Origin of the sequence: Shewanella holmiensis (assembly GCF_025370255.1) — a bacterium.
GTDB lineage: Bacteria > Pseudomonadota > Gammaproteobacteria > Enterobacterales > Shewanellaceae > Shewanella > Shewanella holmiensis.
Window position 1 is genome coordinate 17,854 of record NZ_JAMTCD010000006.1, and the last position, 14,482, is coordinate 32,335.

13 protein-coding genes are annotated in these 14,482 nt (G+C 41.6%); 1 reads left to right on the forward strand and 12 read right to left on the reverse strand.

Annotated elements, in window-relative coordinates; all coding sequences use genetic code 11:
* Positions 1-20 precede the first annotated feature (20 nt).
* The 8 genes from NE535_RS06260 to apbC form a co-directional block, all read right to left on the reverse strand.
* Positions 21-347, reverse strand: a complete 327-nt coding sequence (locus tag NE535_RS06260) for a PilZ domain-containing protein (RefSeq protein WP_188839587.1) — start codon at positions 345-347, stop codon at positions 21-23.
* A 72-nt stretch (positions 348-419) separates the two neighbouring features.
* On the reverse strand, positions 420-1,394 hold the full coding sequence (gene holB, locus NE535_RS06265) for a DNA polymerase III subunit delta' (RefSeq protein WP_261297810.1): 975 nt from the start codon (positions 1,392-1,394) through the stop codon (positions 420-422).
* 34 nt (positions 1,395-1,428) lie between these two features.
* The gene (tmk, locus tag NE535_RS06270; RefSeq protein ID WP_261297811.1) at positions 1,429-2,067 is read right to left on the reverse strand and encodes a dTMP kinase; all 639 of its coding nucleotides are present in this window, start codon (positions 2,065-2,067) and stop codon (positions 1,429-1,431) included.
* Positions 2,064-3,074 (reverse strand): endolytic transglycosylase MltG, encoded by a 1,011-nt coding sequence (gene mltG / locus NE535_RS06275; protein ID WP_261297812.1) that lies wholly within the window; start codon positions 3,072-3,074, stop codon positions 2,064-2,066. The genes tmk and mltG overlap by 4 nt, the downstream gene beginning before the upstream one ends.
* A gap of 50 nt (positions 3,075-3,124) precedes the next feature.
* The gene (gene pabC, locus NE535_RS06280) at positions 3,125-3,958 is read right to left on the reverse strand and encodes an aminodeoxychorismate lyase (protein WP_261297813.1); all 834 of its coding nucleotides are present in this window, start codon (positions 3,956-3,958) and stop codon (positions 3,125-3,127) included.
* On the reverse strand, positions 3,955-4,542 hold the full coding sequence (gene dcd / locus NE535_RS06285; RefSeq protein ID WP_261297814.1) for a dCTP deaminase: 588 nt from the start codon (positions 4,540-4,542) through the stop codon (positions 3,955-3,957). Before dcd ends, pabC begins: the two co-directional genes overlap by 4 nt.
* 42 nt (positions 4,543-4,584) lie before the next feature.
* Positions 4,585-5,223 carry a uridine kinase gene (gene udk / locus NE535_RS06290; RefSeq protein WP_261297815.1) on the reverse strand — a complete coding sequence of 213 codons (639 nt, stop codon included), beginning with the start codon at positions 5,221-5,223 and terminating at the stop codon, positions 4,585-4,587.
* Positions 5,224-5,229: 6 nt separating this feature from the next.
* Positions 5,230-6,351 carry an iron-sulfur cluster carrier protein ApbC gene (gene apbC, locus NE535_RS06295; protein WP_425347444.1) on the reverse strand — a complete coding sequence of 374 codons (1,122 nt, stop codon included), beginning with the start codon at positions 6,349-6,351 and terminating at the stop codon, positions 5,230-5,232.
* A gap of 152 nt (positions 6,352-6,503) precedes the next feature.
* Between apbC and metG the strand changes: the two genes are divergently transcribed.
* Positions 6,504-8,576 (forward strand): methionine--tRNA ligase, encoded by a 2,073-nt coding sequence (gene metG, locus NE535_RS06300; protein WP_261297817.1) that lies wholly within the window; start codon positions 6,504-6,506, stop codon positions 8,574-8,576.
* A gap of 188 nt (positions 8,577-8,764) precedes the next feature.
* Here the strand turns inward: metG and NE535_RS06305 are convergent, their stop codons facing one another.
* The 4 genes from NE535_RS06305 to NE535_RS06320 are packed head-to-tail and all read right to left on the reverse strand — an operon-like array spanning position 8,765 to position 14,469.
* Positions 8,765-8,944, reverse strand: coding sequence for a Trm112 family protein (locus tag NE535_RS06305; protein ID WP_261297818.1), 180 nt, complete (start codon positions 8,942-8,944; stop codon positions 8,765-8,767).
* Complete coding sequence (gene lpxK / locus NE535_RS06310) at positions 8,945-9,988, reverse strand: tetraacyldisaccharide 4'-kinase (RefSeq protein ID WP_261297819.1); 1,044 nt, start codon at positions 9,986-9,988, stop codon at positions 8,945-8,947.
* On the reverse strand, positions 9,988-11,802 hold the full coding sequence (gene msbA / locus NE535_RS06315; protein ID WP_261297820.1) for a lipid A export permease/ATP-binding protein MsbA: 1,815 nt from the start codon (positions 11,800-11,802) through the stop codon (positions 9,988-9,990). Before msbA ends, lpxK begins: the two co-directional genes overlap by 1 nt.
* Positions 11,803-11,838: 36 nt before the next feature.
* Positions 11,839-14,469: a DNA internalization-related competence protein ComEC/Rec2 gene (locus NE535_RS06320; protein ID WP_342454494.1), complete on the reverse strand. Its 2,631-nt coding sequence runs from the start codon at positions 14,467-14,469 to the stop codon at positions 11,839-11,841.
* Between the last annotated feature and the right edge of the window lie 13 nt (positions 14,470-14,482).

Consider the following 14,482-nt stretch of genomic DNA (forward strand, 5'->3'; position numbering starts at 1 on the left):
GGGAGGCAGAGCATACCGAGCTACATGGTGCAGGTCAAATCACCTGATGATAATTCTTGTGCTAATAACTTTTCGATATGATGTTTATGGCTTTCAGGATCGGTTTTAATTTTAATACCAATACCTGCTGGACGCCCACCTGAAGCACCTATGGGGTTTATCCACACAACCGAACCTTTAAATTCATTTACTTGGCTTGTATTGGGTAAACGGTAGGCAATGGTGAGTTCTTGGCCTAAAAAATGACTTTCTGTGGTTGCAACAAATAACCCAGCCGGTTTTATAAACGGCATATAGGCACGATATAGCTGATGCAATGTATCGTAGTTAACCACCAAGTCGACCATAATATCTTTTACTTCTCTTATGTTAAGTTGTTAAGTGATTTTGAAGCGAACTAGACTCAAGGAGTATAATCGTTAAGTAAGTGCGAGCACGTGCCTGAATTGTAAAACATAATTTTGGCACAATGCTTGAGTGTTTACATTAGCCATTGTAGTTAATTTATGGCTCATGTGCATCACGTCACCTGCTAATCCAATTACCCTAGCTTGAATAAGTGGATTTAACTTATTACTTTTTAACACATATTGCCTTAAGTACAAATATAAAACCTTTAAGGCATCAATAATTTGTTGTTCTGATAATTTTAATAAACTGTTTTGCAGGTGTCCCGACTGTAAACTGGCCGACCAATCCTGACGATAATCAAGTAACTGTTGGTAGTGTTTTGAGGTCAAACTCTCGGCCAATTTTATTGGCCCTCCTACAACACCTAAACACCAAGTGACGTCATGGCGATTACCCTGCGCATCAGCTTGAGGCAATAAATCTTGCTGTGCCAGCCAGCTAATAATGTCATTTCGAGTTGGCGTGATGAAAGCAATTTTTTGGCATCGGCTGGTGATTGTGGGTAACAGATTTGCCGGTGTATCGGTTTGCAATAGCAGTAATGTATTATTACCTGGTTCTTCTAACGTTTTTAGTAATGCGTTTGCAGCGGCGATGTTCATTCGCTCGCTGTGTTCAATAACCGCAACCCGAGCACCAGACTGCTGTGCGGTATGGATTAAAGACTGGCAAAGCTCACGGATTTGATCGACCTTGATTTGACTGCCATCACTGCGGATCCAATGTAAATCAGGATGATTACCCGCTTTGAACAATAAACATGCCTTACATTTACCACAGGCACCGACGGGGGTTCTATCCATACACAATGCCATTTGTGCCATTTCGCCAGCCAGTTGAATACCACCTAACGCCACGTCGACAGGAATTAACTGTGCATGGCTATGTTCATTGCGATAACACAGTCGAGCAAACCGCTCAAATGGGGTCAATAGCCATGGTAATTGTGTCAGTCTATAATTGGCCTGAGTGAAGTCGGTCATTCTATTCCCAGTGTTTCAACATAATGCGTCACACTTATTTAGACACTAATAAGAGTCTTTTGGTTAATTCTGCACGAATATCTTGATGTACTTTTTCCATCGTTTGACTCGCATCAATCACAATGATCGAACTATCTTGTGCGGCAAACTGCAGAAATGTTTCACGTGCACGTTCAAAAAACGCGATATGCTGCTTCTCTATTCTGTCCAATGCGCCACGTTGCGATGCACGCTGCAAGCCTAGACTAGGTTCTATATCTAGGTACAAAGTTAAGTCAGGTTTGAAACCATGTAAGCTTGCATCGCTAATGGCTTTGACTAACGGCATTAATCCCCTACCACCACCTTGATACGCAAGCGATGATAAATTATGGCGATCGCCAAGTACCCATTGGCCTTTCGCCAATGCGGGTTTAATCACATTGGTAATTAATTGGGTACGTGCAGCATAAAATAGCAAGCATTCAGCTTCATCACATAAGGGATCATTGGGTTCAGCGATTTTAACCAAATCTCTGATTTTTTCAGCTAATGGTGTGCCACCCGGTTCTCGTGTGCAAACAGGCTCATGGCCTACTTCTGCGGTAATGATATTGTGGACTAACTCGACAGCACTGGATTTACCCGCCCCCTCTAATCCTTCAATAACGATAAACTGTCCTGTTTGGCTCATTTTCGGTTTCTCTGATATTCATTGACTGCGCGGTTATGTTCTTTATAAGTCGATGAAAAAATATGACTACCATCATTTTTTGACACAAAGTATAAATAGTTTACTTTCGCCGGGTTAGCCGCTGCATACAAAGACGCTTTGCTTGGCGCAGCAATAGGCGTAGGTGGCAATCCGTCGATTCTATAGGTGTTAAAAGGCGTTTTTTCTAAAATGTCTTTTTTAGTGATATTGCCTTTATATCTGTCACCCATTCCATAAATAATGGTTGGATCAGTTTGTAAGCGCATGCCTTTTTTCAATCGATTATTAAACACAGCACTAACCCAATTTCGTTCTGAGTCTTGTGCTGTCTCTTTTTCAATAATCGAGGCAATAATTAATAACTCATATGGCGAGTTTAATTTTAAATCAGGATCGCGTTGTTCCCATGCTTGAGATAAATGCGTTTGCATCATTTGATAACTGCGTTGCAACATAGAAAACAAATCATCATCAACGCGATAATGGTAGGTTTCAGGGAAAAACTTACCTTCAGGTAACCCTGAAGTATCACCATTTGCAGCCAGAACACGATTAAATACATCGTCTTCAAATGGCATATGTTCAAGGTTTTGTAGTACAGGTAGCCACTCTTTTATGGTTTTACCTTCAATTAAGGTCACTGAGAACGCCACTTCTTGCCCAAGTCTGACTCGGTTCAAAAAATCAACTAGCTTGTCACCTGGCGTCATTTGGTACAAACCGGTTTTAATTTGGCCAAATTGAGGTTCAAGTTTGACTAGAAACCGGGCTTTCCAACTGTCGGTCACTATGCCCTGTTGCTCTAATTCTTGTGTTAGCTTAAGTAATGAAGTTCCTGGCACTACAGTAATTTGTATTGCCTCAGTAATAGTTAAAGGCTGTTGTTTGTATTCTAAAATATCTTTTGCATACCAATATCCCGCCAAACAAATGATGGTAAAAAGTGGGATCAAACTGGCTAATAGTCGCGTTATTATTGTATTCATAGACATCTATTTAGGTGGATGATTATTATTGTTTATTATTTTAAAGCGCTTTAGCTTAATGTCGTTTGCAACTTTTGTGCAACTGCAATTGTATTAAGCCAAGGTTGATAGCTGGTTTTATCGACTTTTATAACATCAATAATGCCAAACAAACTATTACTGATCATGATTGAATCGGCATCAGCAACATCAGCTTGGCTTAAAGACTGAATGCGAACATCGACACCTATGTCTAACAGAGCTTCAATCACGGCCTGACGCATAACCCCACTGACTCCCGCCTGATTTATTGCAGGAGTGAACACCTGTTGTGCTCTCACAATAAAAATATTGGCCATTGAAGCCTCAATAACATTAGCTTGGGTATCGTAAACTAACCAGTCATCAAAGCCTTCGGGGAGCGGCTGTGTTTTTATCAACACCTGCTCTAAACGATTTAAATGTTTCATACCAGCCAATAAAGGCTGTTGTGCCAATGTAATACTTGAAGTGGCCAATGCGACACCCTGGTGTTGCCAGGTTTGATAGTGTGCGGGGATCTCATGGACTGAAGTTATTTCTGTGACATTGGCATGCACGGGTGCCTGGTAACCTCGTCCGCCAACACCTCGTGTGAGTAATAACTTAATACAGCAATTAGGGTTCTTTTCTGCTAACTCAGACAAATGAGCAAGTAATGTCTCAGAAACTGTCCAATTAATATGTAATCTCTCACACCCTTGCGCCAATCTTGCTAAATGTAAATCTAAAAACATAATCCCAGATTGTGGGGCTGATTTAGGGTAAGTGCGCATTGTTGCAAATACGCCATCGCCATAAGCTAAACCACGATCAAACGGGCTGACGTTCGCGCTAGATTGCTGATTAACCCAAACTTGTGTCATTTGTCATCCTGACTAATGCGGCTGGCAACAGCATCTTGTTGATCTTTGTATTTGGCACTTTTTCTTTGATTATACGCTCTTGCTACAGGGCCACTTAAGCGTTCAAAGTTTAATGCACCAATTGTCATACCGGGACGCAATGCAAGCGGCAGTTTACCGCTGTTAAAAAACTCTAAAACAATTTTCCCCTGCCAACCAGGATCAATACGATGTGCGGTCACATGTACCATTAAGCCTAAACGTGCTAATGATGATCGACCATCCAACCAACCAACAATGTTGGCTGGTAAAGTTACAGTTTCAAACGTAACGGCTAACGCCAATTCCCCCGGGTGAAGAAAGAAAGCCTCACCTTCAGCAATGGTTATTTTATCGCCCATTACGCGATCAAGGGCTGCTTGCATTTCTGCACTCGGGCCGCTTAAATCAATAAACGGTGCGGTATGATCTTGAAAAACACGAAATTGATTACCAAGACGAACATCAACACTTACACCAGAAATGGCGTCTACCGACGGTCTAGGGTGAATAACGATTAGACCCTCATCCAAACTTTGTTCAATTTCGATATCGGTTAGACGCATTTAATGTAGCCTCTTTGGTAATATCCCTAAGGTAGTTAACGGTTACTTTGCTAACAAATGTTGAATTCGCGCTTTTAAAATATCAGTCGCAATTCGGTTTTTACCACCGCGTGGTACGATGATATCGGCATACTGTTTAGACGGCTCAATAAATTGTAAAAACATCGGGCGAACCGTCTTTTTATATTGAGAAATCACAGACTCCATCGTACGTCCACGCTCAGCCACGTCACGGGTTAAACGGCGTAAGAAGCAAATGTCCAGTGGCGTATCCATAAACACGCTGGCATCCATTAAATCACGCAGTTTAGGATCGGTTAGTAATAAAATGCCTTCAAGAATAATCACTTTTTTTGGCGACATTTCGACGGTTTCAGACATACGCGTGTGCTCGGTATAACTGTAACGCGGAACATTAACCGCTTGCCCCTGTTTCAGTAACTCAAGGTGGCTAGCCAGTAATTTATGATCCAGCGCTTTAGGATGGTCATAATTGGTTTGAACTCGCTCTTCCATGGTCAAATGAGATTGATCACGGTAATAGGCATCTTCGTTGATCACGCCTATTTGGTTGGTGCCCAAGTCACGGCAAAGTTCTTGAAAAATGGTATTAGCAATTAAACTTTTACCCGATGCCGATGCACCGGCAATACCAATAATGACACACTGTTGAGAATTCATATACGCTTACTCGTCGTCCGATATACTGATTGATACGGTTGATTTAACTTGTTGTAGTGCTAGTTGTGCACCTAATTTACGGGCTATTTCACGGTAGATACCTGACACTTCCGAATCTGGCTCTTTGACTACGCTAGGCGCGCCATTATCCATTGACTCACGAATATTGATATTCAGTGGTAATGCTCCTAATAAAGGAACGTTATAACGTTCAGCAATTTTACTGCCACCGTGAGTACCAAATGGGTGTTCTTTATGGCCACATTCTGGACATAAATGGAAACTCATGTTCTCAACAATCCCTAACACAGGAATTTGTACTTTATTGAACATCGTGATGCCCTTTTGCGCATCAGCTAAAGCAATATCTTGCGGTGTTGTAACAATCACTGCGCCGCTCACCGGAAACTTTTGTGACAATGTAAGCTGAATATCGCCGGTTCCAGGAGGCATATCGATAATCAAATAGTCTAATTCAGGCCATTGAGTTTCATTCAGTAATTGAACCAGTGCGCCTGCCGCCATAGGACCACGCCACACAGCAGCTTCGCCATCGCCCAGCATAAAACCGATTGATTGTGCTGATATGCCATGGGCTGATGCCGCAGTCATCATCTTACCGTCAGGTGATTGCGGTCTAAAGTTTGGGATCCCTAGCATCAATGGAATAGAGGGACCATAAATGTCGGCATCTAAGATCCCCACTTCAGCCCCTTCTGCTTTAAGCGCTAACGCTAAATTTACCGCAGTCGTTGATTTACCAACGCCACCTTTACCAGAAGCTATCGCGATAACTTGCTTGACGTTGGCAATCGGCGCAACTGAAGTAATCGCTGAGTATACTCTTGGCTGAAAATCAATTTCACATTCGACTTCATCAATCGCATCTAAAACCGCAAGCTTGTTAGTAATCGCCATGACGGTATCGCGGTATTGAGTCATACAAGGATAGGGATACACTAATCCAAGTAACAGTCGTTTGCCTTCAATGGCTAATTTAACCACACACCCAGCGGCAACTAAGCCTTGCTTTAAATAAGGATCTTGATGCGCATCTAAAATAGCTAACACTGGGGTTAATAATTGAGCATCAAGTTGATAATCAGGATAGGAAATAGACAAAAGCATGACTCCCGTAGACAAATTTCTGCAAGTGTATCAGAACTTCACAAAAATTTAGTGACTAATTGGGATATTTTCATGCATGTTTTGGTGAAAATATTGCTTTTTTCAGTTAGTATCTGGGCAATATTTTTAGCGAAATTCGATGTTGAGAAAAAATGACCCAATCACAGCGTAAAATACTGGTTACCAGTGCCCTTCCTTATGCCAATGGTCCTATCCATTTAGGCCACATGCTTGAATACATTCAAACTGATATCTGGTCTCGCTATCAAAAGCTGCGCGGTCATGAGTGTCACTATATTTGTGCCGACGATGCTCACGGCACACCTATTATGTTAAAAGCACAGCAACTTGGGATTGCTCCGGAAGAAATGATTGCTCAAGTTCAAAAAGAACATGAACAGGACTTTGCTGACTTTAATATTCAATTTGATAATTTTCACAGCACACATAGCCCAGAAAACCGTGAGCTAGCAAGCGACATTTACCTTAAGTTGCGCGAAGGTGGCTATATTAAATCAAAAACGATTTCACAGTTATTTGACCCTGAAAAATCCATGTTTTTACCAGACCGATTTGTAAAAGGCACTTGCCCTAAATGTAAGTCTGAAGAACAGTATGGTGATAACTGCGATAGCTGTGGCGCAACCTACAGTCCTACTGATTTAATCAATCCTAAGTCAGCAGTATCAGGTGCCACGCCGATTATGAAAGACAGTGAGCATTTTTTCTTTGACTTGCCAGCATTTGAGGGCATGTTACAAGAGTGGATTAACTCAGGTTCGCTTCAGCAAGAAATGGCCAATAAACTGAGTGAATGGTTTGAACAAGGCTTACAACAGTGGGATATTTCACGCGATGCACCGTATTTCGGTTTCGAAATTCCAGATGCGCCCGGCAAGTATTTTTACGTTTGGTTAGATGCGCCTATTGGCTATATGGGTTCATTCAAAAACTTTTGCGATAAAAACCCTAATGTCAGTTTTGATGAGTTTTGGGCAAAAGACTCTACTGCAGAAGTTTATCACTTCATTGGTAAAGACATTGTCTATTTCCACAGTTTATTTTGGCCAGCAATGTTACACGGCGCGAATTACCGTAAGCCAACAAGTGTTTACGCTCATGGCTATGTCACCGTTAACGGTGCCAAAATGTCTAAATCAAAAGGCACTTTTATCAAGGCGCGTACTTATTTAGATAACTTAGACCCTGAATTTTTGCGTTATTACTACGCGGCAAAACTCAGCAGCCGTATTGATGATTTGGATTTAAATCTTGAGGATTTTGCACAACGTGTAAACTCTGATTTAGTCGGCAAGTTAGTTAACCTCGCTTCTCGAACAGCTGGCTTTATTAGCAAACGTTTTGATGGCAAGTTAGCCAAAATTGCCGACAACAGCCTTGCTGAAACGTTTTTAGCTAAACAGGATCAGATTGCAGAGTTTTACGAAACCCGTGAATACGGCAAAGCCATGCGTGAAATTATGGCTCTTGCTGACATCGCGAACGGTTTTGTTGCTGATCAAGCACCTTGGCAACTTATCAAACAAGAAGATCAACAAGAACAAGCCCATCAGGTGTGCTCTATAGCATTGAACCTATTCCGTATTCTTGTGACTTATTTGAAGCCTGTGCTGCCTCGTTTAAGTCAAGATGTTGAAGCATTCTTACAAATTGAGCTGACATGGAATAGCTTAAACATGGATATGACTGGCCATGAGATAGTACCATTTAAAGCCATGATGCAACGTGTTGATTTAGAGAAAGTGGCCGCCATGGTAGATGCCTCTAAAGACAATCTGCAAGTTACCCAAACACAGGTTGAAACCAAGAGTAAAAAGACCGACAAAGCAGATGTGAAGCCTTCTAGCGGCAATCCGTTAGAAGATGATCCTATCAGTGATACAATTGAGTTTGACGATTTTGCTAAATTGGATTTACGTATTGCGCGTATCGCGAAAGCTGAGCATGTCCCTGAAGCGAACAAACTGCTAAAATTAGAGCTTGATCTTGGTGGTGAAACCAAACAAGTCTTTGCAGGTATCAAATCTGCCTACTCACCTGAAGATTTAGTCGGTAAGTTAACTGTGATGGTCGCCAACCTTGCGCCACGTAAAATGCGCTTTGGTATGTCAGAAGGCATGGTATTAGCCGCAGGTCCTGGCGGTAAAGACCTTTGGATCCTTGAGCCACATGAAGGTGCTCAACCGGGTATGCGTGTGAAATAACGACGCAGAATGAAATAAAAAAGGCTGTAATCGAATAATTACAGCCTTTTTATTTTATGTCGTATTAACCAAGGTAAATTTTAATTTTATCTCGTTGCCATGATTAATCTTTAACAACTAACAGTTAATCTTTAAACGGCTAGCGGTTAATCTTTAGCGATTAAAGCTTAATCTTGAGCGGCTAATGATTAATCTTGAGCGACTAAAGGAATCGCACGATTTTCAAGTAACACTGGAATACCATCATTAATCGGGTAAGCAATTTTATCAAGTTTACAGATCAACTGTTGTGCTTCCTTGTCAAACTCCAGTTTACCTTTACACACAGGACACGCGACAATATCAAGTAACTTTTTATCAAAAGCCATTTAAATTTCCTTCTTAAGTTGGATAAGTTGAGTCATTCGACTCATAAACTGGGTGTCAAATTCTGTACTTAGCTTCGCATTTACTGGCAAATACCACCAGTTCGGTAATGCAAAATCGCGACATTTAACCGCATCTTTTTCTGTCATTAACAAAGGTGTGTCTCGAGATAACGCAATCAACTGATGTTTGTCATATGCCTGATGATCGGCAAAGGCGACAACTTGTTTAAGTTGGTATCCCTGCTCAGCTAAGCTGTCAAAAAATCGTTGCGGATTGCCAATGCCAGCCATTGCTGTTATCGGTGCTTGTTGCAATGCTAATTGAGCGTCTGTGTCTTCGGGTGGTAGTAAGACACTATTTAAAGACTGAACCTGACATACGGGCGCAGGGTTAAGCTGCATTAGATGTTCAGTCAAGTTGTCAGAATTAACCGAAGCAACCGGACCACCATTATTGATGATCCAATCAATGGTATTTAATCGCCAAAGCCCTTCTCTTAATGGACCCGCTGGCAATAAACACTCATTGCCGTAACGACGTCCACCGTCTACTAATGCAATTTCAATATCTCGACCAAGGGCATAATGCTGTAAACCATCATCACAAATGATCACATCAACATCAAAATCGGCCAGTAGTTTTTTTGCCGCTAACACGCGTTGACTGCCAACGACCATAGGCACATGGGTTCGGGTAACAATCATTAACGGCTCGTCACCCACATCGGCAGCTAAACTTAACGGCGTGACACTGGCGACACCGTCAATCTTGCCACCATATCCACGGCTGACAACCCCCGGTTTCAAGCCATTAGCCCGTAATAGATTAATCAAATAAATCACGGTTGGGGTTTTCCCGCTACCACCGGCGGTTATATTACCCACCACCACAACAGGCACCGGCAAGGTATGAGTTGATTTAAGCCCTAAGCTAAATAAAGCGCGCCGGATAAAACTTATCAGCCAAAAAAGTGCTGACAAGGGCAATAAAAACCATTTTGCCCAATGCCCTTGATACCAAACTTGGTTAATCCAGTTTTGCATTAGCTGCCAAACTGCATCTGATACAAGCTAGCGTATACGCCATCCTGAGTAATTAACTCTTTATGCACACCACGTTCAATCACTTTACCTTGGTCGATAACTAAAATTTCGTCGGCAGATTCAATCGTAGAAAGACGGTGGGCAATAACCACTGAAGTACGATTATGACGTAAATTATCTAAGCCTTTTTGAATCGCTTTTTCAGATTCGGTATCTAATGCAGAAGTCGCTTCATCTAAAATAAGCACAGGAGCGTCACGTAACATAGCACGCGCAATGGCAATACGCTGACGTTGTCCGCCAGACAATAACACGCCATTTTCACCCACTTGGGTGTCTAATCCCTCAGGAAGTGTATTAATAAATTCCATCGCATAAGCTAATTCAGCGGCATTGATAATCTGCTCTCGCGTTGCCTCGCCTGGGTAAGCATAGGCAATATTATTGGCAATGGTATCGTTAAATAATGTGACCTGCTGTGACACTAAAGCAACCTGATTACGCAGGTTTTTTAATTTGTAATCATAAATGCTAGTGTCATCAAGCAGAATATCACCGTTTGATAATCCACCGTAAAAACGGGTAATTAAATTGGCGATAGTCGATTTACCAGAACCAGAACGCCCGACTAATGCAATCGTTTTACCCGGCTTAACATCAAACTCAATTAAGTTTAAGGCTTGCTTTTCCTGCTCAGGATAACTAAAGCTCACCCCTTTAAATTGTAAATGACCTTGTACACGGTTCACCTCATGGGTGCCAGTGTCAGATTCTGCTGGCGTGTCGAGTAATTCAAACACGGTTGTACAAGCTGCAATACCACGTTGGAATTCAGCATTGACTCGGGTTAAATTTTTAATCGGTTGCAGCATTGCCATCATGGCACCCAAAATTGCAGTGAAGGTACCCGCGGTTAAATCGGTTTGCATGCTCTCCCAGCTGGCAGCGAATAGTACAAAAGCCAGTGCGAATGAACCAATAATCATAATTACCGGCTGGCTAACCGATTGCGCCACCGCCAATTTCATATTTTGATGGCGGTTTTTATCATTTACTTCAAAAAAACGTGCCATTTCGGTTTCTTGGCCGCCAAATGATAGGACGTTTTTATGTCCTTTAATCATTTGCTCAGTTGTCGCAGTAACCCCGCCCATTGCTGATTGAATTTGTTTTGATACTTTACGAAAACGTTTACTGACAATACTGATAACAATGCCCATCAAAGGACCAATCACTAAAATACACAATGATAATTTCCATGAGTAGAAAAACATGATCGCTAACATGCCTACGACTGTCATAGAATCGCGTACGATTGATATCAATGCACTGCCTGAGGCTCTGGCGATTTGTTCAGTATCAAATGTCACTCGAGAAATTAAATTACCGCTATTTTCGCGATCAATATAGCTCACAGGTAAACGTAAATAGTGCTCAAACACCTGCTGACGCATGTCCATAATTAACTGCGCGCTCATATAAGAAACACAGTAGGTAGAGACAAAATTGGCAAGTCCTCTGAGGGTAAACATGCCCACAACAACAAAAGGCGCCATCATCATAATGTCGGTGTTGGCATTAAAACCACCATGAGTTGGTAATTCAACTCCCGCAACCACAGGTGCAGCTCCGAAGCCTTGGTCAATAAAGGGTTTAATAAAAGCGATAAATGCGGCATCAACTGCGCCATAGGTGAGTAAACCCAGCACGGCCATAATAAACATAGCTTTCATGGGTAAAACATAAATCATCAAGCGTTTAAAAACGCTCCACATTTCATTATCTGAGTGAGCATTATCTGAGTGAGACGACATTAATATCATTCTTTGCTAACAAACATGGACAGCATTCTACTCTGCTTTAACTATCTGGCCAAATCTAAACAATCGGTTATACCAAAAAGGGGCCATATCATGTCGATAACTGCTTACATGGTAATCAGTTGAGTTGAATTTTATGCTTATTTGACCTTGTTCACCGCTGACTAGCGTGGCTATGTCGCGATCAAGATAACGGGCCATAATGTCTTCTTTAGGAAATCCATATTGATTATTAAATCCGGCATTGAATATCGCTAACTGTGGAGAGACAGCATCAATAAATGCTGAGGAAGATGAGGTTCGGCTACCATGGTGCGGCACAAATAAAATGTCTGCATTAATATTTTGCTGATTATATAGCAAGCTTTGTTCTCTTGCGGCTTCTATATCGCCAGTCAGTAATACCTTTGTTATTGCTTTATGGGGATTGTGCGGATTGTGCGAATTTATATTTGGGTTCTGATTAATGGCTAACATCATCACACATGAGCGATTATTGTCTTTATTAGACTGCAAATGATCTGCCAAAGTCGTAATTGTAACACGCCCCCATTGCCGCACACCCGGCTGACAACTGCTGACTTTTACATGTGTATTTTCGCGAGCTTGATTGAATAACAGCCCCCCCTCGTCAGCGATTAGTTCAGCGTGAGGATATTCAGCAATTAATGCCGGTAAACCACCGCTATGATCGTTATCATGATGACTGATCACTATATAATCAATTTGCGTGATCCCCCTCGTTTTTAAAAATGGAATGATTACCCGCTCGGCATAACTAAAATCCCCAAAGGCGGCCCCGCTATCATATATCAACGCCCTATTCTGTTGCTGCAAAACAATTGCACTACCCTGCGCGACATCTAAGGTATGCAAACTGATGTCATTGATTGGCGTTACACTTGTTGTTTCACTAAATCCTATGGGCGCTTTTCCTGTAAAATGATTAACATCATTTGCGGTGACAGCCGTAAACATAAGCTGCATAAGAGGAAGATTCATTACCAAGGTCAACAGACAGAGAATAAAGCCATTTTGACTCAGTCCACGCATCCGCCCATTTATGCTTTGATTCGCTCGAAATGCATTATTAAATATCGACCAACGAAATGTCAGTAATAAGCCAAAACCAAGCAAACTACACAGACTTGCAGCAATCCAAGTTTCACTGACATCAATCAAACTACTTGGAAAGTCATCTGACTGATTCAGTAATGCACTAAATGGCACTAACAAGATATCAACTAATGCAAATATCCAAGTATCGGAAGCTAAATCCACAATGTGCGTGCTACTGAATACCTCACTCAAAAAGTACCACATTGACCAAACAACAAAGCTTAACATTGCTACTGGTATCACTAATAAACTGAACCAAGGCACCACCAGCAAGTTGATCCAAATGCTATGAATAGATAATGTTCCAAATAGTAGTGCTTGCAACACACCAAGCCCTATGGCTAATCGCCATTGAATGGACCACAAATCCAGGCAATAACCGAGCATTTTTTGTATTCGATTAGCCCTTGATGTAATAGGGGATTGTGTCAATTGCTGCTGGTGCTGGTGCTGGTGCTGGTCAATGAAACGCAAAATAATGCCTAAGGCGACAAATGATAACCAAAATCCGGCACTCAAGTTTGCAAATGGATCAAATAGTAATACCCCCGCCAGTGCATACATTAATCTTTGCCACAAAGAATGATGCTGTTTCAATAAACTCAGCAGTACCAATAAAACCAGCATGATTAATGCGCGTTGTGTTGATACAGAATAACCCGCTAAATAGGCATACCCCCATGCCATTGATGTTGCTAACATGAGTGATGCATACAAAGGAAATAAGCCGAATTGACAATGTATTTTCGATAATAAAAACTGCCCAAATCGAACACGTGTCAATAAACTAAAGCATCCTAGAAAAACCAAGCCAAACACCACTGATAAATGCAAACCTGAAATGGCGATTAAATGTCCTGTACCCGTTTGCCTTAACTGCTGCCAGCGAACATCTGAAATCTGACTTTTTTCGCCAAATAATAAAGCCAGTAGTAAGTCTCCATTGTTTAATTTAGGGGTGACTAACGACAATGACGATAACCATTTTTGCCTTATTGATGGCTCATAAGACACTAAACTGGCCTGTTTAACCTGCCCCTTGGCAACGATATGGCGATGAATGTAATACCGCTGTTGGTTAAATCCCCCTTGATTAGCAACGCTGGTGATAGGCTTAAGTCGTGTATTTTCAAATAGCCAAACTTGGCCTACAGTAATTGAGGGCGGCTTCTGCCAAGTTAGTCGATATATTCTGTCTCTTGGTAACCCATTTATGCCTTGAGATAGATTAATATTGGTTAATTTAGGTTCAATTACACGTACATCCAGACTTATCCAGTCGCGGTCACCATTAACTAGTGATATTATCTCACCGGTAAATGTAACTTTGTTTTGCAGTGTATAGCTTGGTTGAAAGTCTAACGAATAGAAATAGATGCTTATCCAAAAAACGGCAAAAGTAGCACCACTTAACAGCGGTGCTTTAATCAGGCAAACAAAAGCCAAAAGCAGTATGAGGGCCAAACACCATATAGGTGGCATAACAGGCCAAAGTAATGCACTCAGGCAGCTGATGCAAAAGCCGAAAACAAATCGATTCATAAGATACTAGTAA

Bases quoted from the DNA above. Each gene is read 5' to 3' on its own strand.
- NE535_RS06260 (WP_188839587.1), bottom strand. From the start codon at position 347: ATGGTCGACTTGGTGGTTAACTACGATACATTGCATCAGCTATATCGT.
- holB (WP_261297810.1), bottom strand. From the start codon at position 1,394: ATGACCGACTTCACTCAGGCCAATTATAGACTGACACAATTACCATGG.
- tmk (WP_261297811.1), bottom strand. From the start codon at position 2,067: ATGAGCCAAACAGGACAGTTTATCGTTATTGAAGGATTAGAGGGGGCG.
- mltG (WP_261297812.1), bottom strand. From the start codon at position 3,074: ATGAATACAATAATAACGCGACTATTAGCCAGTTTGATCCCACTTTTT.
- pabC (WP_261297813.1), bottom strand. From the start codon at position 3,958: ATGACACAAGTTTGGGTTAATCAGCAATCTAGCGCGAACGTCAGCCCG.
- dcd (WP_261297814.1), bottom strand. From the start codon at position 4,542: ATGCGTCTAACCGATATCGAAATTGAACAAAGTTTGGATGAGGGTCTA.
- udk (WP_261297815.1), bottom strand. From the start codon at position 5,223: ATGAATTCTCAACAGTGTGTCATTATTGGTATTGCCGGTGCATCGGCA.
- apbC (WP_425347444.1), bottom strand. From the start codon at position 6,351: ATGCTTTTGTCTATTTCCTATCCTGATTATCAACTTGATGCTCAATTA.
- metG (WP_261297817.1), top strand. From the start codon at position 6,504: ATGACCCAATCACAGCGTAAAATACTGGTTACCAGTGCCCTTCCTTAT.
- NE535_RS06305 (WP_261297818.1), bottom strand. From the start codon at position 8,944: ATGGCTTTTGATAAAAAGTTACTTGATATTGTCGCGTGTCCTGTGTGT.
- lpxK (WP_261297819.1), bottom strand. From the start codon at position 9,988: ATGCAAAACTGGATTAACCAAGTTTGGTATCAAGGGCATTGGGCAAAA.
- msbA (WP_261297820.1), bottom strand. From the start codon at position 11,802: ATGTCGTCTCACTCAGATAATGCTCACTCAGATAATGAAATGTGGAGC.
- NE535_RS06320 (WP_342454494.1), bottom strand. From the start codon at position 14,469: ATGAATCGATTTGTTTTCGGCTTTTGCATCAGCTGCCTGAGTGCATTA.